Genomic DNA, 25779 nt, shown 5'->3' on the forward strand with positions numbered 1-25779 from the left:
AGGCGAATGACACACCCGGCGGCCCTGTCCGCAAGGAGGACGGCTTCGTGTTCCACCCCAGGCTTTTTGAAAATCGCAATGTCGTCGTGACCGGGGCCGGTCGCGGCATCGGTCTTGAAGTCGCCCGGCAATTTCTGGACTGCGGAGCGAGGGTGATCGTCCATACCGGACGCAAGCCGGGACGAGATCTGCCGGATTCCCTGCTGACGGCGGAATCCGAAAGGCGGGCGCTGCTGCTGCATGCGGATTTTTCCGCTTCGAACGGGGCGGCAGGATTTGCTGAAGATGTGCTCGCCTTCTTCGACGAGGTGCATGTCCTCGTCAACAATGCCGGCACCATGCTCGGCCGTTTTCCGGCCGGCACGCTCACCGATGCGGATTATGAGGCGGTCGTGCGACTGAACCAGACATCGGTGGTGGCGCTGACGCGGGCGTTGCTGCCGGCGTTGAAGGCGGCTCAGGGGGCTGCCATCGTCAACACGGTTTCGATTTCGGCGCTGACCGGCGGCAGCCCCGGTTCCTCGATCTATTCGGCGTCGAAAGCTTTCGTGGCGACCTATTCCAAGGCGCTGGCGCGCGAGCTCGCGCCGGACGGAATCCGCGTCAACTGCGTCTCGCCGGGAACGATCGAAACCGATTTCCACGAGCGTTACTCCTCCCGCGAGAAGCTGGAGCAGACCAGAAAATCCATCCCTCTGCAGCGGCTCGGAACGGCGGAGGATTGCGCGCCGGCCTATCTGTTCCTGGCGGCTCCGTCGCTGTCGGGATACATCACCGGTCAAGTAATCGAAATCAACGGCGGTCAGCTTATCTGCTGATTTGTTTGGACCTTTTTTGGCATTTCATGACTTTTGGCCAATTCGTTTCTGCGAATATGCTATTGTACTGATCTACCTCATCGCTTCCCTTCCGAGATTTCGAATGCCGTTGCCTAAACCGGAGCCGGGGATGACCGGCCAGGAGTTGCATAAACTCGCTGGAAAAGCCCATGAAGCGAGCGATCTTCTAAAAGCGCTGGCGCACCAGACCCGCCTTCTGATCCTCTGCATATTGGCGAATGAGGAGCGGACGGTGGGCCAAATCGAAACCATCCTCGGCATTCAGCAGGCGATGGTTTCGCAGCAGCTCGCGCGTTTGAGGCTCGAAGGGCTGGTCAATACGCGCCGCGAGGGCAGGATGGTCTATTACAGCATCGGCAATGTCAGCGTGCTTGCCTTCCTCGAAACGCTGTTCGAACTTTTCCCGGCTGCAGAAAACAGTTAGTTCCCGCCCTTGCGGAGTGCGGCTGCTATGTCGAAGATAAGGGGATGATCGACAAGCTGGAATTCTTTATCGCCCTTGCCAATGAAAAGCATTTCGGCCGCGCAGCCGAGGAGTGCGGAATTTCGCAGCCGACGCTTTCGGCTGCCATCCGGCAGCTCGAAGACCAGCTCGGCGTCATGCTGGTACAGCGCGGCTCCAGGTTTCAGGGGCTGACGCCGGAGGGGCAGCGCGTGCTCGAATGGGCCCGGCGCATCGTCGGCGATACCCGCACCATGCGCGAGGAGATGCGCGCCGCACGCCGCGGTCTTTCCGGCCACATCCGCCTTGCCGCCATTCCGACAGCGCTCGCCATGCTCTCGCGCATCACCACGCCCTTTCAGGAGCGGCATCCCGGCGTCACCTTCTCGATCGTCTCGCGCAATTCGCTGCAGGTGCTGAGCATGCTCGAAAATCTCGAAATCGATGCGGGCATCACCTATCTCGAAAACGAGCCTCTCGGCCGCGTCACGTCAGTTCCTCTCTATGCCGAGCGCTACAATCTGATCACGGCCGCGGGCAGCCCGCTCTCCGATCGCGACAGCGTCACCTGGCGGGAGGTCGGCGATCTTCGGCTTTGTCTATTGACCGCGGACATGCAAAACCGCCGCATCATCAACCGGCACTTGATCGAAGCCGGCGCCACAGTGCATCCGACACTCGAATCCAACTCGATGATCGTGCTGTTCTCGCATGTCCGGACCGGGCGCTGGGCGAGCATCATGCCGCGCAATGTCGCGAAATCCTTCGGTTTTCCCATTGAAATCCGAATGATTCCGATCGTCGAGCCGGAGGCCCATCATCTGGTCGGCCTCGTCGCGCCTTATCGCGAGCCCTTCACGCCGCTCGTCTCGGCGCTGCTGCACGAAGCGAGAGTGCTCGTGCAGGAGGAAGAGCTTCAATAGAAAAATCCTATCAATCCACGCGATAGCTTTATTGATCGCCGGCTGCTTCCCTGAGATGCTGCCCAACGAATGGCGTTCGGCTGGGGAGGCCGCCATTTTGCAACGAGCAAGCCGTGGGAGGGCTGCCTTATGACCATTCATATCGCCGAAGGCGATATTGCAGCGCGTACCCGTTCCATCGTCGCCGATCTTCGCTTCCTCGAAGGGCCGCTTCTTCCCATTCTGCACGAGGTTCAGGAAGAATTCGGCTATGTGCCGCAGGAAGCCCTGCCTGTCATCGCGGAGGAATTGAACCTCTCGCGCGCCGAAGTGCATGGCGTGATGACCTTTTATCATGATTATCGCGATCATCCCGCCGGCCGGCATCTGCTGAAACTCTGTCGCGCCGAGGCCTGTCAGTCGATGGGCGGCGATGCGGTGGCCGAGCGTGTGAAGAAACTGCTCGGCATCGATTTTCACCAGACGACCCTCGATGGCAGCGTGACGCTGGAGCCGGTCTACTGTCTCGGGCTCTGCGCCTGCGCGCCGGCGGCAATGCTCGACGGCGAGGTTCACGGCCGGGTCGATGATCAGATGGCGGCGGAACTCGTCGCGGAGGCACGCCGATGACGATCAAGATTTATGTTCCGCGCGACGCCGCTGCGCTGGCGCTCGGGGCCGAAAAGGTGGCAAAGGCGATTGCCCAGGAGATCGCCGCCCGCGGCCTCGATGCAGAAATCGTGCGCAACGGCTCGCGCGGAATGTTCTGGCTGGAGCCGTTGGTCGAGGTCGAACTTGCCGGCAAGCGCATCGGCTACGGGCCGGTGAAAGCTACGGACGTGCCCGCCCTGTTCGACGCTGGAATGATGAGCGATGGCAACCACCCGCTCTGTCTCGGGGAGGTTGAAGACCTCCCGTTCCTGAAGGAACAGACCCGCCTGACCTTTGCCCGCTGCGGCATCACCGATCCGCTTTCGCTTGCCGATTACGAGGCGCATGGCGGCCTTGCCGGCCTTCGCCGCGCCGTTTCGATGACGTCGGCCGACGTCGTCAAGGAAGTCACCGATTCCGGCCTGCGCGGACGCGGCGGCGCCGGTTTCCCCACAGGCATCAAGTGGAAGACCGTTCTCGATGCCGTCGGCGACCGCAAATATATCGTCTGCAACGCCGACGAAGGCGACAGCGGCACCTTTGCCGACCGGATGATCATGGAAGGCGATCCCTTCGTGCTGATCGAAGGCATGGCGATCGCTGGACTTGCGACTGGGGCGACGAAGGGTTTCGTCTATACGCGTTCGGAATATCCGCATGCGATCGCAGCGATGACGGCGGCGATCGGCATCGCCCGGCAGGCCGGTATTCTCGGGCTATCGGTGCTCGGTTCCGGCCGTGCTTTTGATATGGAGGTTCGCACCGGTGCGGGCGCCTATGTCTGCGGCGAAGAGACGGCGCTGCTGAACAGCCTCGAAGGCAAGCGCGGCGTTGTGCGCGCCAAGCCGCCGCTGCCGGCACATAAGGGATTGTTCGACTGTCCGACTGTTATCAATAACGTGATTTCGCTGGCGTCGGTGCCCGTCATCATGGAAAAGGGCGCCGCCTTCTACCGCGATTTCGGCATGGGCCGTTCGCGCGGCACGATCCCGCTGCAGATCGCCGGAAATGTCCGATATGGCGGGCTCTATGAGATCGCCTTCGGTCTGTCGCTCGGCGATATCGTCGACCGGATCGGCGGCGGTACGGCGACTGGCCGGCCGGTCAAGGCCGTGCAGGTCGGCGGCCCGCTCGGCGCCTATTTCCCGCGGGCTCTGTTCGATACGCCGTTCGATTACGAGGCTTTCGCCGCCAAGGACGGACTGATCGGCCATGCCGGCATCGTCGTCTTCGACGACACGGCCGACATGCTGAAGCAGGCGCGTTTCGCCATGGAATTCTGCGCGGTCGAAAGCTGCGGCAAGTGCACGCCCTGCCGCATCGGCTCGACCCGCGGCGTCGAGACGGCCGACAAGATCGCGCATGGCATCGAGCCGGAGAAGAACCGGGCGCTGCTGGCCGATCTCTGCAACACGATGAAGTTCGGTTCGCTCTGTGCGCTTGGCGGTTTCACGCCCTATCCCGTCATGAGCGCGATGACGCATTTCCCGGAGGATTTTTCGCCGGCGCCGATCGTGGAGGCTGCTGAGTGATGATCTTCCAAGCCGCAGCCGTATGCCCCAACCTGCTCAATTCCATTTCCGTACAGGAGGCCGACCATGTCTCTCATCCATGAAATCGACTACGGCACTCCCGCTTCGAAATCGGAAACCATGGTGACGCTCACTATCGATGGGCAGCGGATCAGCGTGCCTGAGGGTACGTCCATCATGCGCGCCTCGATGGAGGCCGGCATCAAGGTGCCGAAACTCTGTGCCACCGATATGGTCGATGCCTTCGGCTCCTGCCGTCTCTGTCTCGTCGAGATCGAAGGCCGCAACGGCACGCCTTCCTCCTGCACGACGCCGGTGGCGGCAAATATGGTGGTGCACACGCAGACGGGGCGGCTCAAGGATATCCGCCGCGGCGTGATGGAGCTCTATATCTCCGACCATCCGCTCGACTGTCTCACCTGTGCGGCCAACGGCGATTGCGAATTGCAGGACATGGCGGGCGCAGTCGGCCTGCGCGACATGCGCTACGGCTATGAGGGCGACAATCACGTCAAGGCCCGCAACAACGGCGACATCAATCTGAAATGGATGCCGAAGGACGAGTCCAATCCCTATTTCACCTATGATCCCTCCAAGTGCATCGTCTGTTCGCGCTGCGTGCGCGCCTGCGAGGAAGTGCAGGGCACTTTCGCGCTGACGATCGAGGGGCGTGGTTTCGGTTCCCGCGTTTCGCCCGGCATGCACGAGCATTTCATCGATTCCGAGTGCGTTTCCTGCGGCGCCTGCGTCCAGGCTTGCCCGACGGCGACGCTGACGGAAAAGTCGGTCATCCAGATCGGCCAGCCAGAGCATTCGGCGGTGACCACCTGCGCCTATTGCGGCGTCGGCTGCTCCTTCAAGGCGGAAATGCGCGGCGAGGAACTGGTGCGCATGGTGCCGTGGAAAGACGGCGAGGCCAATCGCGGGCATTCCTGCGTCAAGGGCCGCTTCGCCTACGGCTATTCCACCCACAAGGACCGCATTCTCAACCCGATGATCCGCGAAAAGGTCAGCGATCCCTGGCGTGAAGTCAGTTGGGACGAGGCTTTCGCGCATGTCGCGTCGGAGTTTCGCCGCATCCAGTATCAATATGGCCGCGAAGCGATCGGCGGCATCACCTCTTCACGCTGCACCAATGAGGAAACCTATCTGGTGCAGAAGCTGATCCGCGCCGGTTTCGGCAACAACAATGTCGATACCTGCGCCCGCGTCTGCCATTCGCCGACCGGTTATGGCCTCGGCCAGACATTCGGGACGTCGGCGGGAACGCAGAATTTCGACAGCGTCGAGCATTCGGATGTCGTCATCGTGATCGGCGCCAATCCGACGGACGGGCATCCGGTGTTCGGCTCGCGGTTGAAGAAGCGGCTGCGCCAGGGCGCCAAGCTCATCGTCATCGATCCGCGCCGCACCGATATCGTCCGGTCGCCGCATGTCGAGGCTTCCTATCACCTGCCGCTGAAGCCCGGCACCAATGTCGCGGTCATGACGGCGCTGGCGCATGTGATCGTCACCGAAGGGCTTTATGACGAGAGGTTCATCCGCGAGCGCTGCGACTGGTCGGAGTTCGAGGACTGGGCCGCCTTCGTCGCCGAACCGCGGCACAGCCCGGAGCAGACCGAGATATTCACCGGCGTGCCGGCCGCCGATCTGCGCGGTGCGGCAAGGCTCTATGCCAAGGGCGGCAACGGCGCGATCTATTATGGTCTCGGCGTCACCGAACACAGCCAGGGCTCGACCACCGTCATTGCGATCGCCAACCTCGCCATGGTGACCGGCAATATCGGCCGCCCCGGCGTCGGCGTGAACCCGCTGCGCGGCCAGAACAACGTGCAGGGCTCCTGCGACATGGGCTCCTTCCCGCACGAGTTGCCGGGCTACCGGCACATTTCCGACGATGCGACGCGTGATATCTTCGAGAAGCTCTGGGGCGTAAAACTCAACAACGAGCCGGGCCTGCGCATCCCGAACATGCTGGATGCGGCGGTCGACGGCTCCTTCAAGGGCATTTACATCCAGGGCGAGGACATTCTCCAGTCCGATCCCGATACGAAACATGTCGCGGCGGGGCTCGCGGCCATGGAATGCGTCGTCGTGCAGGATCTCTTCCTCAACGAGACCGCCAACTACGCCCATGTCTTCCTGCCGGGCTCGACCTTCCTCGAAAAGGACGGCACCTTCACCAATGCCGAGCGTCGCATCAACCGTGTGCGCAAGGTGATGTCGCCGCGCAACGGTTATGGCGACTGGGAAGTGACGCAGAAGCTTGCCCAGGCGATGGGGCTCGGCTGGAATTACAGCCATCCGTCCGAGATCATGGACGAGATTGCCGCGACCACACCGAGTTTCGCGCTTGTTTCCTACGATTATCTCGACAAGATCGGCTCCGTGCAGTGGCCCTGCAACGAAAAGACCCCGCTCGGCTCGCCGATCATGCATGTGGATGGTTTCGTGCGCGGCAAGGGCAAATTCATCCGCACCGAATATGTGGCGACCGACGAACGCACCGGCCCTCGCTTTCCGCTGCTGCTCACCACCGGGCGAATCCTCAGCCAGTACAATGTCGGGGCGCAGACGCGCCGGACCGAGAATGTCGCCTGGCATGCGGAGGACCGGCTGGAAATTCACGCGCATGACGCCGAACAGCGCGGCATTCGTGACGGCGACTGGGTGAAGCTCGTCAGCCGTTCCGGCGACACGACGCTGAGGGCTTTGATCACCGATCGCGTCGCGCCGGGTGTCGTCTACACGACCTTCCATCACCCGACGACGCAGGCGAACGTCATCACCACCGACTTCTCCGACTGGGCGACGAACTGCCCGGAATATAAGGTGACGGCGGTGCAGGTCTCGCCCTCCAACGGGCCGAGCGAGTGGCAGCTCGAATATGACGAGCAGGCACGGCAATCGCGCCGCATCGCCGGCAAGCTCGAAGCAGCGGAGTGACGATGGGGGTGCGGGCTGGCGTTGACGGCAAGATCCTCCCTTCTCCCCAGCGCGGAGAAGAGGAGGCATGCTTCATGACCTTCGCAACCACCGCCCCCGCCCCCGAAACCGCCCGCCGCAACGGCATCATGCACAGCGGTTCGCGCATCGTGCCGGAGGAAGTGCCGATCGCCTTTTCCTATGGCGGCAGTACGCATGCGGTGATGATGGCGACGCCTGCTGATCTTGAGGATTTTGCGGTCGGGTTCAGCCTGACCGAAGGAATCATCACCGAACGGACGGAGATATCGGGGATTGAAGTCGTTGCGGGCGAACAGGGCATCGACGTGCAGGTGAGCCTTGCCGACGACGTCGCCGACCGGCTGCGGGCGCGCCGCCGCAGCATGGCAGGGCCGGTCGGCTGCGGGCTCTGCGGCGTCGAATCGATCGAGCAGGCGGTGCGGGCGGTGCCTGACGTCTCGGCATCGGCGCTGTCGCTGTCGCATGCGGATATCGTGCGTGCCGTTTCGCTTCTGAACGAAGCGCAGCCGCTGCATCGGGAGACGCGGGCCGTGCACGGAGCCGGCTTCTATCTTCCCGGCGGAGGCTTGGTCGCTGTGCGCGAAGATGTCGGCCGGCACAATGCGCTGGACAAACTCTGCGGCGCCGTCATCCGCTCCGGCGAAAGGGGCGGGAATGGCGCCGTCGTCGTCACCAGCCGGCTTTCCGTCGAGATGGTGCAGAAGGCGGCGATCCTCGGCAGCCCGGTGCTCATCGCCATTTCAGCGCCGACCGCCCTTGCCATCCGCACGGCCGAAGAGGCCGGCATGACGCTCGTCGCGCTGGTGCGCGGCGAGGATTTCGAGATTTTCACCCACCCGCACCGCATCTCGCCCGGAAGCATCGCCGATGTCGCATGATACCAAGACCAAGCTCGTTTACATGGCAAATCAGATTGCAACCTTCTTCAAGAGCCAGCCGGCGGACGAGGCCGTGCAGGGGGTTGCCACTCACATCAATAAATTTTGGGAGCCGCGCATGCGGCGGCAATTGTTTGAAATTCTCGAGAATGAGGAAAACGGCCTGGATGCGCTCGTGCTTCAGGCCGCTCCCATGATCCGCAAGCCGGAGGCGGAAGCAAACCAGATCCGGTAATCCAAAGTGGCGTATGCCGGAGGGGAGGCAGCAGCACGCTGCCTACGCATGCGCCACTGCATACATCATGAAATATAATCGATTTAAAATAAGTGGAAGTTCGAGTGTTACAGCGTCCTTTGCGCGCCTGAAAAACGGGCGACGCACCAATCACAGCCAGGTCTGAAACAAGGAGGAGTTGTTCATGACTGCAGCGCAAACACGTACAGACGGAGCGTTGGCGGGCTCAGGCCTGCTTGATCGCGAAAGGATCGTCGCAAGACCCGGGTTCAACAGGTGGCTGGTGCCGCCGGCCGCGCTTGCCATCCATCTCTGCATCGGCATGGCCTATGGTTTCAGCGTGTTCTGGCTGCCGCTTTCCAAGTCGCTTGGGATCACGGCTTCAACGGCCTGCCCTGATCTGACGCTCGCCTCGGCGCTCTTTACCACGACCTGCGACTGGCGCGTCGCCGATCTTGGCTGGATCTATACGCTGTTCTTCGTTCTGCTCGGCTCGTCCGCCGCCATCTGGGGCGGCTGGCTGGAGCGGGCCGGCCCGCGCAAGGCGGGCGTCGTTTCCGCCTGCTGCTGGTGCGGCGGCATCGTGCTTGCCGCCGTCGGCGTCATCACTCATCAGCTCTGGCTGATGTGGCTTGGCGCCGGCGTCATCGGCGGCATCGGTCTTGGTCTCGGCTACATCTCGCCGGTCTCGACGCTGATCAAATGGTTTCCCGACCGGCGCGGCATGGCGACCGGCATGGCGATCATGGGCTTCGGCGGCGGCGCGATGATCGGCGCTCCGCTTGCCAACCTGCTGATGAATGCCTTCAAGACCGATACGTCGGTCGGCGTCTGGCAGACCTTCATCGTCATGGCGGCGATCTATTTCGTCTTCATGATGGGCGGCGCCTTCGGCTACCGCATTCCGCCGGCCGGCTGGCGTCCTGACGGTTGGACCCCACCCGCCGCCAAGAGCACGATGATCACGACCAGGCACGTTCACCTGCGCGACGCTCACAAGACCAAGCAGTTCTGGCTCATCTGGGCCGTGCTCTGCCTCAACGTCTCGGCCGGCATCGGCGTCATCGGCATGGCCTCGCCGATGCTGCAGGAAATTTTCGCCGGTTCGCTGATCGGCCTGCCTGATGTCGGCTTCGCTCAGCTCGATGCCGGGCAGAAGGCATCGATCGCCACGATCGCTGCCGGTTTTGCCGGCCTGCTGTCGCTCTTCAATATCGGCGGGCGGTTCTTCTGGGCGTCGCTTTCCGACAAGATCGGCCGCAAGAACACCTATTACAGCTTCTTCATCATAGGCATTGCGCTTTATGCCCTGGCACCGACCTTCGCGGGAATGGGCAACAAGGCGCTGTTCGTTCTCGCCTTTGGCGTCATCCTGTCGATGTATGGCGGCGGCTTCGCGACCATTCCGGCCTATCTCGCCGATATCTTCGGCACGCAGTTCGTCGGTGCCATTCACGGCCGGCTGCTGACCGCCTGGGCAACGGCCGGCATCGTCGGTCCTGTCGTCGTAAACTATATCCGCGAGGCGCAGATCGCCGCCGGCGTCGCGCCCGGACCGGCCCTCTATACCGGCACCATGTATATCCTCGCCGGCATGCTGGCGCTCGGGCTCGTCGCCAATGCGCTGATCAGGCCGCTGCCGGAGAAGTGGTTCATGGGGGATGACGAGGTCGCGGCGCTGCAGGCGAAGTCGGCGGCCGTCAATGCCGGGCCGACCGGCTCCTTCGGCATCGGCACCGGCGGGCTTGACGCCAAGGCGATGCTCGCCTGGGCCGTCGTCGGCATTCCGCTGCTCTGGGGTGTCTGGGTAACACTGAAGGCGACCTTCGCCCTCTTCGGGTAAGCGATCAAAGCGCGCCGCCCGGTCTCGGGACGGCGCGCTCTATTGCAGCTTGACCGGATAGCGATGGGAAATCAGAACTCTTCCCAGCTCTGGGTATTTGCTGCGGCAGCGCCGTGGGCTTTGGCGACACGTGCAACGAGGTGCAGCGCCGGTGATCCCGTTTGCCTTGCCTCGGGCCTTCTGGCGGCCTGGACCTGGCCCGGCAGCCGGAATTTCGCCAGCAGGACGCGCAGGGTTTCGGCTTCCCTGGCAAGACTGTGGCTGGCGGCCGTGCTCTCCTCGACCATTGCCGCATTCTGCTGCGTTGCCTGGTCCATCGTGTTGACCGCCTGGTTTATTTCCTTGAGGCCGACTGCCTGTTCCTTCGATGCCCTGACGATCGCCTCGACATTGCCGTCGATATCGCCGACCTGCGCGACGATCTCTTCGAGCGCCTGACCGGTCTGGCCGACGAGGCCGACGCCGTTTCTGACGAGTTCGCTCGAGGTGTTGATCAGCGCCTTGATTTCCTTGGCGGCCTTGGCGGAGCGTTGGGCAAGCTCGCGAACCTCTTGGGCCACGACCGCGAAGCCCTTTCCGGCTTCGCCGGCGCGTGCCGCCTCGACGCCGGCGTTCAGCGCCAGGAGATTGGTCTGGAAGGCGATGTCGTCGATCACGCCGATGATGTTGTTGATCTCGCGCGAGGACTGTTCGATCTGGCCCATGGCCGCGACGGCGTTGCGGACCACGACGCCGGATTGTTCCGCGCCCTGTTTCGTCTTGGCGACGAGGCGGCCGGCTTCATCGGCGCGACGGCTGGAATCGTTGACGGTGGTGGTGATCTCTTCCAGCGCGGCGGCCGTCTCCTCGATCGATGCGGCTTGCTGTTCCGTCCGCTTCGAGAAGGTGTCGGCCGATGCGCCGATCTCGCGGGAACCTGCGGCGATCGCACTGGCGTTCTCGCCGATTGTCTTCATGGTTTGGGCAAGGTCGCCGATCGCCGTGTTGAAATCGTGCCGCAACTGTTCCATCGACGGAACGAAGGCCGTGTCGACCGTCCGTGTCAGATTGCCCTCGGAGAGGTCGCGCAGCGCGGTGCCGAGCAGGGAAATGGCACTCATGCGCTCGGTGACGTCGGTCGCGAATTTGACGACCTTATAGACTTTGCCATCGGCATCGAGGATCGGGTTATAGGCTGCCTGTATCCAGATTTGCCGGCCGCCCTTGCCGAATCGGACGAACTCATTGGCAATGAATTCTCCTCGCGCCAGCCGTTTCCAGAAATTGGCATAGTCCTCGGTCCTGGCGTAGGCAGGATCGCAGAATATGCTGTGGTGCTTGCCGGTAATCTCGGTCAGCGAATACCCCATGGCGGCGCAGAAACTCTCGTTGGCTGTCAGGATCTCGCCCGCTGGGGTGAATTCGATCACCGCCTGCGAGCGCGAGATCGCCTCCAGTTTACCGGCATCCTCGACCGCCTGCCTTTTCGCCGCCGTGATATCGGCCGCGAATTTAACGACCTTGAATGGTTTGCCGCCCTTGAAAACCGGATTATAGGATGCCTGGATCCATATCTCCCTGTTGCCCTTGGCAAAGCGCTTGTAGGCGCCGGCATCATATTCGCCGCGTCCGAGCCGTGCCCAGAATTCGCGGTAGTCCTGGGTTGCTGTATAGGCCGTCTCGCAGAACATGCTGTGATGCTTGCCGAGGATTTCGTTCAGGCTATAGCCAAGCGAACGGCAGAAATTCTCGTTGGCCGTCAGGATATTTCCCTTGAGATCGAATTCGATGATCGCCTGCGATCTGGAGATGGCATCAAGAATGTATTTCGAATCGGAGGTCAGACCAAACATTCCTGTCCCTTTGAGATGCACAGCTTTTGCTGTTCCGGCTGCAGAAGCGAAGGGCGGGCGAGGTATGCCGGTGCCGGGAAGAACCGATGGCCGATTATCCTCCCTCTACACCGGAGACTTATCATCCGGATGCTTCACAACTATGCTGAGGGCGCGTGGTTAATATTACGTATAAAAGCGATTGCTAATCTTATGCTATTGATAAAATCTTGGTGGAACTGCTTACCTTACCTAAACAAAAACCGCCCTTAACGGGCGGTTTTCCACCATACAGATTAACTTGGCTGGCTTAAGCCGCCAGTTCGTCCGTCTCGTTCTCCTTGAACATCTTGGCGAGGTTCAGGAAGCAGATCATGCCATTTTCCGAAGCGATGATGCCTTCGCAATAGGCGCGGTCGAATGAAGCGGTTACCTCAGGCACCGGCTGGACCTGGCTGGAGGAGATGGTGAGAATGTCCGAGACGCGGTCGACGAGCATGCCGATGACCATGTTGTGAACTTCGGCGACGACGATGGCGCTGCGTTCGTTGGCGACCGTGCTCTTCATTCCGAGCTTATAGGCGAGATCGATGATCGGGATGACCGAGCCACGCAGGTTCATCACGCCGATCACATCGGCCGGAGCATGCGGGATCGGCGTCGACGGCGCCCAGCCGCGGATTTCGCGGATGGTCGTGGTCTTGACGCAGAATTCCTGATCATGCAGGCGGAAGGCAATGATCTCGAGCGTGTCGCCGCTGAAGCTAGTGGAATTGATCGTGGCCATTAGAATTCTTCCCAACTGTCGTAAGCCGCGATGGCTTTGCACTCGCAAAGCATCGTGACGGTTAGCGACGACATTAATGGAAGAGTGTTGCCCAAATCTAAATCGGAAACGGGTTTGCGACGGTTTTCAGCCCCGGTTTACCTTAACTTATCGTCTTTTCGATCTCAGAGACCGCCCAATCGACCTGCTCCCTTGTTATGACGAGCGGCGGAGCGAGACGAATCGTATGGTCGTGGGTATCCTTGGCGAGAAGGCCGCGCTCCTTGAGGGCATGGCAATATTGCCGCGCGCCGCCGGCTTCGGGCTCCAGTTCGATCGCCATCATCAGGCCACGGCCGCGAACGTCTCTGACGATGTTCGAGCGGATCGACCTCAAGCCTTCGAGGAAATACTCGCCCATAACAGCGGCGTTCTCGATCATGCCCTCTTCCACCAGAACCTTGAGGGCGGTGCGCGCCACTGCGCAGGCCAGCGGATTGCCGCCGAAGGTTGAGCCGTGCTGGCCTGGTTTCAGCACGCCCAGAACCTCGGAATTGGAAAGCACGGCCGATACGGGATAGAAGCCGCCGGAAAGCGCCTTGCCGATCAGCGTCACGTCGGCCTCGATGCCTTCGTGCTCTTCCGCCAGCAGCTTGCCGGTGCGGCCGAGGCCGGTCTGGATCTCGTCGAGGATGAGAGTGACGTTATTGTCAGTGCAGAGTTCGCGGATGCGGGTGAAATAACCGGCCGGCGGGATGATGACGCCGGCTTCGCCCTGGATCGGCTCGATCAGGGCGGCGACCGTATTGCCGTTGATCGCGGCCTCGAATGCCTCAGCATCGCCGAAGGGAACGGTGCGGAAGCCCGGCGTATAGGGGCCGAAGCCGGTGCGGGCGTCGGGATCGGTGGAGAAGCTGACGATGCTCAGCGTGCGGCCATGGAAATTGTCGGCGCAGACGATGATCTCCGCCTTGCCTTCCGGCACGCCCTTGACCTCGTATCCCCATTTGCGCACCGCCTTGATGGCGGTTTCCACGGCTTCGGCGCCGGAATTCATCGGCAGGATCTTGTGCGAGCCGGTCAGCGCCGCAAGCTCTTCATAGAGATGAGCGAGCTGGTCGTTGCGGAAGGCGCGGGAGGTGAGCGTCAATCTGCCTGCCTGCTCGACCATGGCGGCGAGGATCTTCGGATGGCAATGGCCCTGGTTGACGGCGGAATAGGCCGAGAGACAATCGAGATAACGATTGCCGTCGGTATCCCAGACATAAACGCCTTCGCCGCGCGTCAGCACCACGTCGAGCGGCTTGTAATTGTGGGCGCCGAGCCGCTGTTCCGTGGCGATCAGTTTTTCCGAAGTGTTCATGGCGGTTTTCCCTCCTTATGCGGCGCGTGTCGGACGATCGAAGATGCGGCGGCCGAAGAGGCTTGCCGTCAGCTCCACCAGGATGCGGGCGCTTTTGCCGCGATCGTCCAGAAACGGATTGAGCTCGACGAGGTCGAGCGACGAGACGAGGCCGCTGTCCGACAGCATTTCCATGACGAGGTGAGCCTCGCGGAAGGTCGCACCACCGGGCACCGTCGTGCCGACGCCGGGGGCGATGTCGGGATCAAGGAAATCGAGATCGAGGCTGACATGCAGCAGGCCATTGGCCTTGGCGACGACAGCGAGAATATCCCGCATGATCGCGCCGATGCCCTGCTCGTCGATCGCGCGCATGTCGAAGACGTTGACGCCGTGTTCGTGAATTTCCTCGCGCTCGCGCGCATCGACCGAACGAATGCCGACCTGGAAGACATTCTTCGGATCGACGAAGGGACGGTCCTTCGGCAGGATCTCGGCGAACTCAGCCTCGCCACAGAAGAAGGCGACGGGCATGCCGTGGATATTGCCGGAGGGCGAGGTGGCGGGAGAGTTGAAATCGGCATGGGCATCGAGCCAGAGCACGAAGAGCGGGCGGCCTTTGCTGGCGGCATAACGGGCCATGCCGGAGACGCTGCCCATGGAAAGGCTATGGTCGCCGCCGAGAATGAGGGGAAAGCGGCCGGAGGCGGCGACCTCATGGACGCTGCTTTCGAGCGCGCGGGTGAAGGCGCCGACGATCCTCAGATTATGGGCTTTCGGATGGTTCGGCAGATCCATCGCCGGCACGATGGAGAGATCGCCGTTATCCGCGACGTCGTGGCCGAGATCGATCAGCGTCTGGTCGACGCCGGCAATGCGCAGCGCCGCGGGACCCATGGCGGCGCCTCTGCGGCCGGAGCCTTCTTCCAGCGGTGCGCCGATGAGGGTGACAGATCGCGATTGGACATTCATGCGAGGGCTCCGTGTTGAGGCCGGTTTTGGCCGATAGTGGGATAAAGGGCTGCTAGCAAAAAGATGGAAAAGTGCCAGAAATGGATTATGATTGCGCAGATTGATAAAGCTATTTTGACAAAGTGATCAGCGTGGACGATCTCGACACTGAACTTCTGAGCGCCCTTCGCCACAATGCCCGGATTTCCGTTTCCTCGCTTGCGGCGATGACGGGGGCATCCCGGGCGACGGTGGCCGCCCGAATCGACCGGCTGGTCACCAGCGGCACCATCGTCGGCTTCACGATCCGCACCAGTCATGAGACGCGGTCCGCCGGCGTGCGCGCCATCGTCATGATCGAGGTGCTCGGCAAGCTCGCCGACAGGGTGGCCGATCAGCTGCGCGGCCTGCCGCAGGTGCGCGCGCTCCACAGCACCAACGGCAAATGGGATTTCGTCGCCGAGTTGGAGGATCGCGACCTTGCCTCTTTCGATGAGACGCTGCGCCGCATCCGGCTGATCAACGGCATCAACTCGACGGAGACCAATATTCTTCTCAAGACGAGCAAGACGGGTTTCTAAGCCGGCTTAATACTCACGTTCATAGACGATTCCCGCTTCGCCCTCGCCGTTTCCGCCGGCGCCTCCCCGCAGCTTGACGCCTCGGCCGACATCGAGGTTGATGATCGCTTTGGCGCCGGCCGATCCGCCCTGCTGCAGTTCGAAATAGGTGCGGTCGTTGAGATAGCGGCCGACGCTGACGCTCGTCTGGCCCTTGGAATCGGTGCTGACGTCGAAATCGTCGACGCCGAGCTGGTTGCGCAGGCCTTCGAAAAGCGAGGTGGAGCGGTTGCCGGCCAGCTGGCTGACGGCGTCGGCGAGCTGGGCGATCTGCACCGGCGAGAGCTTCGACATCGACTGGCCGAAGATCAACTGCGCCAGAACCTCGTCCTGCGGCAGCTGGGGTGAGGAGGAGAAGGTGATTGCGGGATCGGTGGCGAGGCCGGCGACATCGACGGTGAGCGTCGTCGTGCCGGAGGTGGAGGTCGCCTCCATGTCGAGCGCCGGCGTCAGGTCGCCGGCAAAGGTGATCCTGCTCTTGTCGGAGAAATCCAGGCGGCGGTTGAGGATGGTCAACCGGCCGCGGCGCATGGTGAAACCGCCGGTGACGATGGGTGCAGCCGCCGTGCCGCGGATCGTGACGCTGCCGCCGAGTTCGGCATCGATGCCGCGGCCGCGCGCGAAGATATGCGAAGGTGCGTCGATCTGAAGATCGAGGGTGATCACCGAGGATTTCTCCCCCGGTTTCCGTTCACTTTCATCGCGCAATTGCGCAAGCACGGCCCGCGGCGCATTCTTATGCCGGATGTCGATTTCCCGGAGCGAGGTCGGCAGTTTTTCCGGGACCGTGATCGACGTCTTTTCCAGCTGAAGCTTGCCGCTCAGCGTGGCGCTCGTGATCGGCCCGCGCAGGCCGAGCGTGCCGCTGACGGTCGAGACGACGAGGGTTCCGTCGACATAAACAGCCTTGTCGAGCTTGATCGAAATATCGGCGGGGAAGCCGCCGGCCGGCTGAATGCCGATCGTGCCGCTCGCCGAAATCGTGCCGCCGCCGCCAAGATTGCCGCTGAGGCGGGAGATCACGGCCTGGCTGCCGTTGAAGGTCACGGTCGCCGCGAAATTGTTGACGGCAAGGTTGCGCCGGACGTCGACGAGCTTGGCGCCATTGGTCGCAACGGTGCCGTTAATGACGGGTGCGGCCGCCGTTCCGCCGATCCGGAGGTCGACCGTGGCGACGCCATCGGCGACGAAGCCCTGCTCGGCAAGCGGCGCGCCAAGGACGGCGAAGGGAAGATTGCCATTGAAGCGCATGTCGATGGCGCGATTGCCTGACATCACCACGCTGCCGCCGCCTTTCAGCGACATGCCGGCGTCACCGGCAAGGCTGGTGTCGACCGTCAGCTTGTTTCCGGCAAGCTTGCCTGACGCGCCGATGGTGAAGGGCGAGAGGCCGGCGCCTTTCGTCTGGCTGGTGGCGGCGTTCTTCCAGTCGACCTTGAAGTCGACGGAGGGCGCCGATAGCGCGCCGGTCGCCTTTGCGGTTGCCGAGACGGCACCTTCGGCGCCAAGACCCGGAACGAAGCCGTTGGCGATGCCGGCCGGGACATTGTCGGCATCGGCGGTGACGTCGACCGAGCGGATCGTCGTGCCTGCGATCGCAAGATTGCCGGCGGCTTTCACAGCAATGCCGCCGCCGCCGGTAAGGTTCGCATCGAAATCCAGCCTGTCGCCGGCGTATTTTCCCGATGCCACCAGTGTAAGGCGGGAAAGGCCGGCAGCCTTGGTATGACTGGTCGCGGCATCCTTCCAGTCGAGCTTGAAATCGACGATCGGATCGGCCGGCGTGCCGGAGGTGACCGCGCTTGCCGAAAGCGTGCCTTCGGCGCCGAGACCGGGGACGAAGGCATTTGCGAGATTTGCCGGCAGGGCGGGGATATCGGCATTGATCGAAAGATCACGAATGGCCGCTCCCGCGATCGTCACACCGCCCTTCGCTTTCGCCAGCACGCCGTCCTTGCCGGCCAGATTGGCATCGAAATCGACCCTGTCATTGACGAATTTCCCGGATGCCGCGGCAGTGAGGTCCGAAAGGCCGCTGCTCCTGGTCTGTGCGGTTGCGGCGTTCTTCCAGTCGAGCTTGAAATCGACGGCAGGTTTCGGAAGCGTTCCTGAGGCGGATGCCGTTCCGGATACCGTGCCTTCTGCGGCAAGGCCCGGCACGAAACCGTTGGCAAGGGCCGCGGGCAGATTGGCAAGATCGGCCTTGACGTCGAGGTTGCGAACCGAGGCGCCCTCCACGGCGACATTGCCGGTGGCCTTCAGGGAGAGACCGCCCCCGCCGCCGAGATCGGCACTGAAATCGAGCCGGTTATCGGCGAAGCGTCCCGATGTGGCCAGCGTGAGATCCGAGAGATGAGCGCTTCTCGTGTGGCTGGTCGCGGCATCGGCCCAGCCGAGCTTGAAGTCGGCGGTCGGTGCGGCAGGGGTGCCGGAGGCCGATAAGGTGCCCGAAATCGTGCCGCCGGCGGCGAGATCCGGAACGAAGGCGTTTGCGAGGCCGGCGGGAATATTGGCGATCTCGGCATCGACTTTCATGCTGTCGACAGCCGTGCCGGCAAGGGCGACATTGCCGACAGCCTTGAGCGACAGGCCCTTGTCGCCATTTGCCGCCGCGTTGAAATCAAGCTTATTGTCGGCGAATTTTCCGGACGCGGTCACGCCGAGGCCGGCAAGGCCGGCGCGCTTGGTGTGGCTGACCGCAGCGTTTTTCCAATCGAGGTCGAAATTCGCGGTCGGGGCGGAAAGCGAGCCTGCGGCCGAGAGCTTTCCTGAGATCGCGCCTTCGGCGGCAAGATCGGGAACGAAGCTGTTTGCGATGCTTGCCGGAACATTCGCCAGCGTCGCATCGACCTTGACGTTGCCGATCGTCGTGCCTGTGACGGCGACATTGCCGGCTGCTTTCAATGAGAGTTTCTCGGCGCCCGTTATCGCCGCGTTGAAATCGAGCTTGCTGTCGGCGAATCGTCCCGATGCCTTCAAAGCGAGATCGGCGAGGCCGGCGCGCCGTGTGTGGCTTGTCGCAGCGCTTTTCCAATCGAGATCGAAATCGGCGGCTGGAGCGTTTACTGAGCCGGAGGCGGTCACTTTTCCCGTTATCACGCCTTCGGCGGCGAGATCGGGAACGAAGCCGTTGGCGAGGCGGGCCGGCAGGTTGAGGATATCGGCGTTGACAGCGAGAACCGGGGCTGCAGGGTCGGCGAGCCCGACATTGCCGGCAGCCTTGAGCGAAAGGCCCTCTTCACCGCGGACCGCCGTGTCGAAATCGAGCCTCTTGTCGGCGAATTTGCCGCCGGCGGTGATGCCGAGCGGCCCAAGGCCCGCGCCCTTGATCTGACCTGTCGTCGCATCCTTCCAGTCGAGCTTGAAGTCGGCCACGGGCGCCGCCGGCGTTCCGGTTATGGCAATCTTTCCGGAAATCGTGCCGCCGGCCGAAAGGTTCGGTACGAAACCATTGGCGAGGGCTGCAGGCAGCTCGTGGATATCGGCATCGATTTTCAGCGTCTCGCCGGCAGAGCCGGTGACCGACACCGAACCGGCCCCGGTCTTCAATGTCAGTCCGTCCAGATTGGCGGCGCCGCCGGTGACTGTGACCCGCGTCGGGGCGGCAAGCTCGATCGGAATGTTGCGGGGGCTTGCCGAGAACCGATCGAGGTTGAGGCCAATATTGCCGCCAGAAGTCTCGACATTGCCGTCCGCCATTACGGGATTGCCGTCATAGGCGGCATCGAGGTCGAAGTCGGTGCGGTCCTGCTGTTTGGTAAAGGCGAGCGAAAGGCCGGCAAGCCTGTTGGTTCCGGCGCTCAACTCTTCGGCCTTGACCGTGCCGTTTGCAGCAAGGGCGGCGAGATCGCTGATCGTGACATCGATATCCGGCTTGACGATCGCAAGCGTATCGCGGCGGACCGAGCTGCCTGATGCAAGCAGTTTAAGCCCGATCCTGCCGCTGTCGCTGCTGATGCCGAGCGAACCCTTGAGATCGCCTTCGGCCTTCTGCCCGCCGAGAGCGGCGAGCAAGCCGATATTGGGGAAATCGAACGTCAACGCGCCTGCCGGCTCCAGAGAGGGCGACAGTTCCAGATTGCCCGTCAGCCGGTTGCCGCCGATATCGGCGGTCAGTGCCGGAATACTGATCTTGCCGTCCTTCGAGAGGACGTCGCCGTTGATGCCGATCGGCTGGCCGTCGATCGTGCCGGTGGCGGCGATCTTGCCCTGCGGCGCCTTGGGATCAACGACACCCGACAGGTCGACATTGAGGTTGGCGAGCTCGCGGTCGGCCATCGCAAGGCTGGGGGCCTTGAGATTGGCGGTCACTGAGATGGCCGGCAGCTCGCCGCCTATTCTCAATGCATAACCTGCCGCGCCGCTCGCGCCCGCCATGAGCTTGCCGACATCCGGCAGCCGGCCGGAGAGATCGGCGTTCAACGCGGTGCCGTCGAGCGCGACATTGCCGGCGGCTTCGAGCGTACCCGATGTCAGGACGATGTTGCTGAAGGCGAATTTCGACGGGATGGTGCCGGCCACCTGGCTTTCGAGCGAGATCGGCCCGTCGAATTTGCCGGTCACCGCAGCCGGCAGCGCAGCCGGTTCGATGGTGAGCTTGACGTTGCCCGTCAGCGCTTGGTCCGCCAGCCGATAGGAGCCGTTGAGACTGCCGTTGATATTGGCGCTTTCGACCGTTGTGCCGTTGAAGCCGATGGTGTCGGGCGAGACCTGCAGGGGCGCGGCGATCGTGACAGGGGCCTGGACCGCGCGATTGAGGTTGGGATCGGTAAAGGTCGCGTCGCCCGCAACGAGGCGCAGCTGAACGCTGCCGGAACGAGCCGCCAGATTGAAGGCGTCGCTCTTTGCCGTCAGCTTGACATTGCCGATATTGGCCTGCGGGAGGGTGGCGGAATCGAGCGAGCCGCTGACGTTCAGCCGGGCCGCCTGCGCATCGCCTGTCAGGGCCAGATTGAGGCCCGATATCAGGAAGCGCGCGTCGCCCTCGGCGAGCGGCCAGCGAAAATCGACCGGGCCGGATGTTCCGAGCAGATTGGCGTTGAGGCTGTTGTTGCCGGCCGGATCGAGCGTGCCCGATGCGGCGATCACGACGCTGCCGGTGGCAAGGTTGCCGGTCTGGATATCGATCTTGCCGCGGTTGTCGAAGGTGGCGGCGAGATCGATATTGGTCTGGCCGGCAAAAAGCGGCCGGAACGCCGACGGAAGGAGCGAGCTGAGGTCGCCGCCGCCCTTGAGATCGAGGTGGTGGAGCCCGTCTGCGCTGATGGCATGCCGGCCCTCGATCGCGGCGCGCTGCTGTCCGTCGAGCGCGGCCTGCAGTTTACCCGTCCAGTCGGATATGGGCCCCTGACCGTTGAGATCGATTTTGACCGCAGGCTCGCCCGGCAGGCCGAGAAGGCCCGCCACCAGCCCGCCCTTCGGCTCGGAAAGCGCAGCTTTCAGTTGCAGCCGGTTTTCGGCCGGCGCATAGGCGATGTCGGCGGCAAGCTTGGCATCCGGGACGGCGTGGCGGCTGACGTTGACGACGGCCTCGCCGCCGTCGGCATTCGCCGACAGGCTTCCTTCCGCGGCAAGCGCGAAGGCGCGCCCGGCCAAGGGTTCGGCCAGTTTGATATCGGGCAGGGCGACATGGTCTATATCGATCTTGATCGGAAGGCCGAAGCCGCCGGAATTTTCAGCGGCGGGCCGCGAGGGCAGGGTGCGCACCGGCTTGCGCAGCACGCTGATCGCATCGATCTCGAAGCGTTTGGCGTGGAAGGTTCCGGTCAGCAGCGCCAGCGGATTCCAGTCGATGGCGATGCCGTGAATTTCGGCGAAGACGCCTTTGGTATCGGAGAGGGAGATCTCGGCGGCGCGAAGCCCACCGGTCAAAAGGCCTTCCGGTTCGCGAACCTCGATCGTCATGTCGCGGTTGGAAAGGGTGGAGGCGATCCTTTCGGTGACGATGCGGGCGCCGAAACTCGTGAAGCCGAAGATCGCAAGTGCTGCGACAGCGAGAATCAAGGTGACGCCCACGGCATAGCCGGTGAGCCGTATGATCCAGTTGACGATTTTTGCCAGCGTTTGCATCAGCGCGGACACTACCCCGTTTTCATGCGGCCATGGATCGGAACGAACCGGAATCGGCAATCCTAGAAGGATTGGCCGATGCCGGCATAAATTCCATAATCTGTGCCATCTTCGTACTTGTTCAGCGGCACGGCAAAATCAAGCCGCAGCGGGCCGAAAGGCGTGGCATATCGTATTCCTGCGCCGGCGCCGGCGCGGATATCGGAAAAACCCGGGAAGGTGCTGTCCGATACCGTACCGACATCGACGAAGGGCACGATGCCGATCGTCTCGGTAATCTGGATGCGGGCTTCCAGCGAACCGGTCACATAAGAGCGGCCGCCGGTGGCCTCGCCATCGTCGTTATAGGGCGAGATTTCCTGGTAGCCGTATCCGCGCACGGAGCCGCCGCCGCCGGCGAAAAAGCGCTGTGTAGCGGGAATGTCTTCGATCCCGCCGCCGCCGATCAACACACCCGCGGCGACCTTGCCGGCTAGCACAAGACGGTCTTCGGCGCCGAACGGCAGGTAGCCGGAGACCGAGCCTTCGAACGCCGCGTAAGGGGTGGCGTTGAAGATCTCGTAGCCGGGCTTTGCCGAAAGTGTGGCGCGATAGCCTTCCGTCGGGTTGAACTTGTCGTTGCGCGCATCGCGGTCATACTGGATCGGCAGGGCGACCGTCAGATAGTCGTTCGTACCGAAGGCGTCGTCGTCGCGCTCCCAGCTGACCTCGCCGCTCGCCGAGATCGTGTCCTGGTCGGTCAGTTCGTAGGAAAGGCCGAGCGAGGCGGTGACGAGCGTCGCATTATAGGCATCCGGGTTTTCGGTCTTGGCGATGATGCCGGCCTTCAGCGTGGCGGCGGGGAAGAAGGCGCCGGGCTTGGTGAAGAGGATGCCGGCGGAATAGTCGAGATTGCCGACATCCGTCGTTTCGCCGAGCCGCGAAACCGATCCCTCGATCCTCAGCGTCTCGGCTTCGCCGAACAGATTGCGGTGGCCCCAATAGCCCTGAACGCCGAAGCCGTCGATGGTGGAATATTGTGCGCCGACGCCGAAATAACGCCTCTTGCCTTCCGACACTTCGATCGTCATCGGCAAGGTGCCATCCGGCGCCAGCGCGTCACCTTCATGGATGGTGACGCTCGAAAAGACGCCGAGGGCGCGAAGGCGATCGCCGGCCTTCTTCAGCGCTTCGGGGGAGTAGGCCTCGCCCTTGTTCAGCCGGGAATAGCGCTGGATGAACGCAGGCTTGACGGTTTTTTCACCGGTGACGCCGACATCGCCGATCGGGGCGACGGGACCGCCTTCTGCGGCAAGGACGATATCGACCGTATCGTTCCTGTGATCGGCGACGACCTTGCGCTCCGTCAATTTGGCGAAGGGCCTGCCTTCGCTCTTCAACTGTTCGACGATCCTGTCGCCGGCCTTGATGATGGCGAGCGAGCCGGCCTCAGCGCCCGGGGCGAGATCGTAGTCGGCGGGATTGCGGCTGGCGGCGTCGCCGCCGAACTGCACCTCCTTGACCCTGAAGACGGGGCCGGGAGTGATATCGACGGTGACCGGGATGGGGCCGGAGCGGTCGAATGTCGGATTGGGGGGCAGGTCGTCGATGTTCTTGCCGTCAATGGTGATCGTCACCACGCCGCCGTAGCGGGCTTTTTCATACAGTGTGGCGATCAGCCGTTCGCGGTCGTCGCGCGCCTTGACGACGACGCCGAGATCGCCGGAAACCGGCTGCTTCTGGTCGCTGACGAGACGGGAACTGTTTTCCAGCGCTTCCTTGAGGTCGGGGTCGGCGGTCTCGGCCTTGAGGTCGACGTGATAGCGCACAGGATCGGGGACCTGTTCGCCTTCGTCTTCCTCTTTGCCGAAGATGGTGATGCCGAAAAGCTTAAAGGCGTAAGCATCGCCGATCAGGACCGGTGAGAATGCAGCCGCCGCTGCGACCACCATCATGGTGCCTGTTCGCCGATACGCAGTACCTGTTTTCGGGCCTGTCCCTCTGATCCGCATCCGCCGCTTTTGGTTTACGCCTACAATGAAGCTTCGTTGCCCAGCCGTGAACAGCTTAGCGGCAAAATCGCGCGGGGTGTACCATTTTAAATTGCCAACGCGCTAATTTAGCACAAAAAATCCCGGATGTGTGTCCGGGATTTCCTGATTTTGCCGGTTTGCGAGCACGCTCAGCGCGGGCAAGTGTCGATGTAGCGGCGGCCGTAGCGGTCGCGATAGTAGCACTGGCCGGGCTGTTCGGCGACGCTGCCGATGAGGGCGCCGGAGACGCCGCCAATCGCGGCGCCGACCGCCGCGCCACGGACATTGCCAGTGGCGACGCCGCCGATGACGGCGCCGGATGCAGCGCCGATGCCGGCGCCCTGCTGGGTCGGCGTGCAGCTTGCGATCGACAGGCCGATCAATGCGAGTATGACAGCTTTCTTCATTACTTTCTCCTGGGTTGTCGCCCAATGGGCATAGGCCGTCCCTATTGTTTTTTTGGCACGCTAGCCCGAAAACTATGTCGGAAGAAAGGGTTGTCCACCTTTGCCCCGATTTTTTTGCAAGACTGGCGTCGTCGCGGGGCCGCGGTTTTGCGACTTTCCATCGGCATGCGTCCTATCGAACTCATGGATGATCGCACGCATATTTTTTATCTGGAATCATTCAAAAAACTGGGCCTTTTGCCGCAGTTGATGTTAAAGCAAAGGGTAAGCATTGACGCGCGGACGTCCGGTCGGCAAGAACGGCCGCGCGATACTGGAGCATATGATGGATTTCGAAGCATTTTTCAAAAACGAGCTGGACGGGCTTCATGCCGAGGGCCGTTATCGCGTTTTTGCCGATCTCGAGCGTCACCGCGGCCACTTCCCGCGTGCGACGCGCCATACGGCCGATGGCGAAAAGGACGTCACGGTCTGGTGCTCCAACGACTATCTCGGCATGGGCCAGAACCCCAAGGTGATCGAGGCGATGAAGAACGCCATCGACCACTGTGGCGCGGGTGCGGGAGGCACCCGGAATATTTCTGGCACCAACCACCACCACGTCCTGCTCGAGCGTGAACTYGCCGAYCTGCACGGCAAGGAAGCYGCCCTGATCTTCACCTCCGGCTATGTCTCCAACTGGGCGGCGCTGGGCACGCTCGGCGCCAGGATTCCCGGCCTGATCATCTTCTCCGATGCGCTCAACCATGCCTCGATGATCGAGGGCATCCGYTACGCCAAGTGCGACAAGGTGATCTGGAAGCACAATGACCTCGCCGATCTCGAAGCCAAGCTCAAAGCCGCCGATCCGAAGGCGCCGAAGCTGATCGCCTTCGAGAGCGTCTATTCGATGGAYGGCGACATCGCCCCGATCAGGGAGATCTGYGATCTCGCCGACAAATACGGCGCGATGACCTATCTCGACGARGTGCATGCGGTCGGCATGTACGGCCCGCGCGGCGGCGGCATTGCCGAGCGCGAGGGKCTGATGGACCGGCTGACGGTCATCGAGGGCACGCTCGGCAAGGCCTTCGGCGTSATGGGCGGTTATATCGCCGCTTCGACGGCGCTGTGCGATTTCATCCGCTCGTTCGCCTCCGGCTTCATCTTCACCACGGCGCTGCCGCCGGCRYTKGCCGCCGGTGCGGTCGCCTCGATCCAGCATCTGAAGGTCAGCCAGTTCGAGCGCGCCCGCCATCAGGATCGCGTCCGCAAGCTGCGCTCGCTGCTCGACCAGAACGGCATTCCGCATATGCCCAATCCGAGCCATATCGTGCCGGTGCTGGTCGGCGATGCGGCCAAGTGCAAGTGGATCTCCGATCTGCTGCTCGACAATTGCGGCGTCTACGTCCAGCCGATCAACTATCCCACCGTGCCGAAGAAGACCGAGCGGCTGCGCATCACCCCGACGCCGCTGCATTCCGACGCCGATATCGCCCATCTCGTCGACGCCCTGCATTCGCTCTGGTCGCG

Annotated in this window: 18 protein-coding genes; 11 read left to right on the forward strand and 7 right to left on the reverse strand. The window is 62.6% G+C overall.

Annotated elements, in window-relative coordinates; genetic code table 11:
• Positions 1-47 precede the first annotated feature (47 nt).
• The 9 genes from QD408_RS18525 to QD408_RS18565 all read left to right on the forward strand — a co-directional run bounded on the left by QD408_RS18525 (position 48) and on the right by QD408_RS18565 (position 10289).
• Positions 48-818 (forward strand): SDR family NAD(P)-dependent oxidoreductase, encoded by a 771-nt coding sequence (locus tag QD408_RS18525; RefSeq protein ID WP_088682115.1) that lies wholly within the window; start codon positions 48-50, stop codon positions 816-818.
• A 103-nt stretch (positions 819-921) separates the two neighbouring features.
• On the forward strand, positions 922-1263 hold the full coding sequence (locus tag QD408_RS18530) for an ArsR/SmtB family transcription factor (RefSeq protein ID WP_088682114.1): 342 nt from the start codon (positions 922-924) through the stop codon (positions 1261-1263).
• A gap of 44 nt (positions 1264-1307) precedes the next feature.
• Positions 1308-2204 (forward strand): LysR family transcriptional regulator, encoded by an 897-nt coding sequence (locus tag QD408_RS18535; protein WP_414140288.1) that lies wholly within the window; start codon positions 1308-1310, stop codon positions 2202-2204.
• A gap of 129 nt (positions 2205-2333) precedes the next feature.
• On the forward strand, positions 2334-2813 hold the full coding sequence (locus QD408_RS18540; protein WP_414140289.1) for a formate dehydrogenase subunit gamma: 480 nt from the start codon (positions 2334-2336) through the stop codon (positions 2811-2813).
• Positions 2810-4366, forward strand: a complete 1557-nt coding sequence (locus QD408_RS18545) for a formate dehydrogenase beta subunit (RefSeq protein ID WP_414140290.1) — start codon at positions 2810-2812, stop codon at positions 4364-4366. The genes QD408_RS18540 and QD408_RS18545 overlap by 4 nt, the downstream gene beginning before the upstream one ends.
• A 66-nt stretch (positions 4367-4432) precedes the next feature.
• The gene (fdhF, locus tag QD408_RS18550; protein ID WP_414140291.1) at positions 4433-7312 is read left to right on the forward strand and encodes a formate dehydrogenase subunit alpha; all 2880 of its coding nucleotides are present in this window, start codon (positions 4433-4435) and stop codon (positions 7310-7312) included.
• A gap of 74 nt (positions 7313-7386) precedes the next feature.
• Positions 7387-8211 carry a formate dehydrogenase accessory sulfurtransferase FdhD gene (gene fdhD / locus QD408_RS18555; protein WP_414140292.1) on the forward strand — a complete coding sequence of 275 codons (825 nt, stop codon included), beginning with the start codon at positions 7387-7389 and terminating at the stop codon, positions 8209-8211.
• Positions 8201-8446: a formate dehydrogenase subunit delta gene (locus QD408_RS18560; RefSeq protein WP_414140293.1), complete on the forward strand. Its 246-nt coding sequence runs from the start codon at positions 8201-8203 to the stop codon at positions 8444-8446. The genes fdhD and QD408_RS18560 overlap by 11 nt, the downstream gene beginning before the upstream one ends.
• Positions 8447-8630: 184 nt before the next feature.
• Positions 8631-10289: an OFA family MFS transporter gene (locus QD408_RS18565; protein WP_088682107.1), complete on the forward strand. Its 1659-nt coding sequence runs from the start codon at positions 8631-8633 to the stop codon at positions 10287-10289.
• A 71-nt stretch (positions 10290-10360) separates the two neighbouring features.
• On the opposite strand, the gene QD408_RS18570 is transcribed toward QD408_RS18565, so the two are convergent.
• The 4 genes from QD408_RS18570 to rocF all read right to left on the reverse strand — a co-directional run bounded on the left by QD408_RS18570 (position 10361) and on the right by rocF (position 15180).
• A complete protein-coding gene (locus QD408_RS18570) occupies positions 10361-12121 on the reverse strand; it encodes a methyl-accepting chemotaxis protein (RefSeq protein WP_414140294.1) in 1761 nt (586 codons plus the stop codon).
• A 289-nt stretch (positions 12122-12410) separates the two neighbouring features.
• Complete coding sequence (locus QD408_RS18575; protein WP_088682105.1) at positions 12411-12887, reverse strand: chemotaxis protein CheW; 477 nt, start codon at positions 12885-12887, stop codon at positions 12411-12413.
• A 142-nt stretch (positions 12888-13029) separates the two neighbouring features.
• On the reverse strand, positions 13030-14229 hold the full coding sequence (gene rocD / locus QD408_RS18580; RefSeq protein ID WP_088682104.1) for an ornithine--oxo-acid transaminase: 1200 nt from the start codon (positions 14227-14229) through the stop codon (positions 13030-13032).
• 15 nt (positions 14230-14244) lie between these two features.
• Positions 14245-15180 carry an arginase gene (gene rocF, locus QD408_RS18585; RefSeq protein WP_414140295.1) on the reverse strand — a complete coding sequence of 312 codons (936 nt, stop codon included), beginning with the start codon at positions 15178-15180 and terminating at the stop codon, positions 14245-14247.
• A gap of 122 nt (positions 15181-15302) precedes the next feature.
• On the opposite strand from rocF, the gene QD408_RS18590 reads away from it, so the two are divergent.
• The gene (locus QD408_RS18590; RefSeq protein WP_414140296.1) at positions 15303-15740 is read left to right on the forward strand and encodes an Lrp/AsnC family transcriptional regulator; all 438 of its coding nucleotides are present in this window, start codon (positions 15303-15305) and stop codon (positions 15738-15740) included.
• 6 nt (positions 15741-15746) lie between these two features.
• Here the strand turns inward: QD408_RS18590 and QD408_RS18595 are convergent, their stop codons facing one another.
• From QD408_RS18595 to QD408_RS18605, 3 genes are all read right to left on the reverse strand, one after another.
• Positions 15747-21848 (reverse strand): translocation/assembly module TamB domain-containing protein, encoded by a 6102-nt coding sequence (locus QD408_RS18595; protein ID WP_414140301.1) that lies wholly within the window; start codon positions 21846-21848, stop codon positions 15747-15749.
• 62 nt (positions 21849-21910) lie between these two features.
• On the reverse strand, positions 21911-23839 hold the full coding sequence (locus tag QD408_RS18600; protein ID WP_414140297.1) for an autotransporter assembly complex protein TamA: 1929 nt from the start codon (positions 23837-23839) through the stop codon (positions 21911-21913).
• A 170-nt stretch (positions 23840-24009) separates the two neighbouring features.
• Positions 24010-24267 (reverse strand): YMGG-like glycine zipper-containing protein, encoded by a 258-nt coding sequence (locus tag QD408_RS18605; RefSeq protein WP_088682102.1) that lies wholly within the window; start codon positions 24265-24267, stop codon positions 24010-24012.
• Positions 24268-24592: 325 nt separating this feature from the next.
• Here QD408_RS18605 and hemA point away from each other — a divergent pair.
• Positions 24593-25779, forward strand: a 1187-nt coding sequence (hemA, locus tag QD408_RS18610) for a 5-aminolevulinate synthase (RefSeq protein ID WP_414140302.1), incomplete at its 3' end; no start/stop codon positions are given.

Origin of the sequence: Rhizobium sp. BR 249 (assembly GCF_047445895.1) — a bacterium.
In the GTDB taxonomy this organism is placed as follows: Bacteria; Pseudomonadota; Alphaproteobacteria; order Rhizobiales; family Rhizobiaceae; genus Rhizobium.

What these genes read in the sequence shown, in the direction of transcription:
- rocF (WP_414140295.1), bottom strand. Translation starts at nt 15,180, where the DNA reads ATGAATGTCCAATCGCGATCTGTCACCCTCATCGGCGCACCGCTGGAA.
- QD408_RS18600 (WP_414140297.1), bottom strand. Translation starts at nt 23,839, where the DNA reads ATGCGGATCAGAGGGACAGGCCCGAAAACAGGTACTGCGTATCGGCGA.
- QD408_RS18545 (WP_414140290.1), top strand. Translation starts at nt 2,810, where the DNA reads ATGACGATCAAGATTTATGTTCCGCGCGACGCCGCTGCGCTGGCGCTC.
- QD408_RS18605 (WP_088682102.1), bottom strand. Translation starts at nt 24,267, where the DNA reads ATGAAGAAAGCTGTCATACTCGCATTGATCGGCCTGTCGATCGCAAGC.
- QD408_RS18530 (WP_088682114.1), top strand. Translation starts at nt 922, where the DNA reads ATGCCGTTGCCTAAACCGGAGCCGGGGATGACCGGCCAGGAGTTGCAT.
- rocD (WP_088682104.1), bottom strand. Translation starts at nt 14,229, where the DNA reads ATGAACACTTCGGAAAAACTGATCGCCACGGAACAGCGGCTCGGCGCC.
- QD408_RS18535 (WP_414140288.1), top strand. Translation starts at nt 1,308, where the DNA reads ATGATCGACAAGCTGGAATTCTTTATCGCCCTTGCCAATGAAAAGCAT.
- fdhF (WP_414140291.1), top strand. Translation starts at nt 4,433, where the DNA reads ATGTCTCTCATCCATGAAATCGACTACGGCACTCCCGCTTCGAAATCG.
- QD408_RS18565 (WP_088682107.1), top strand. Translation starts at nt 8,631, where the DNA reads ATGACTGCAGCGCAAACACGTACAGACGGAGCGTTGGCGGGCTCAGGC.
- QD408_RS18595 (WP_414140301.1), bottom strand. Translation starts at nt 21,848, where the DNA reads ATGCAAACGCTGGCAAAAATCGTCAACTGGATCATACGGCTCACCGGC.
- fdhD (WP_414140292.1), top strand. Translation starts at nt 7,387, where the DNA reads ATGACCTTCGCAACCACCGCCCCCGCCCCCGAAACCGCCCGCCGCAAC.
- QD408_RS18575 (WP_088682105.1), bottom strand. Translation starts at nt 12,887, where the DNA reads ATGGCCACGATCAATTCCACTAGCTTCAGCGGCGACACGCTCGAGATC.
- QD408_RS18560 (WP_414140293.1), top strand. Translation starts at nt 8,201, where the DNA reads ATGTCGCATGATACCAAGACCAAGCTCGTTTACATGGCAAATCAGATT.
- QD408_RS18540 (WP_414140289.1), top strand. Translation starts at nt 2,334, where the DNA reads ATGACCATTCATATCGCCGAAGGCGATATTGCAGCGCGTACCCGTTCC.
- QD408_RS18570 (WP_414140294.1), bottom strand. Translation starts at nt 12,121, where the DNA reads ATGTTTGGTCTGACCTCCGATTCGAAATACATTCTTGATGCCATCTCC.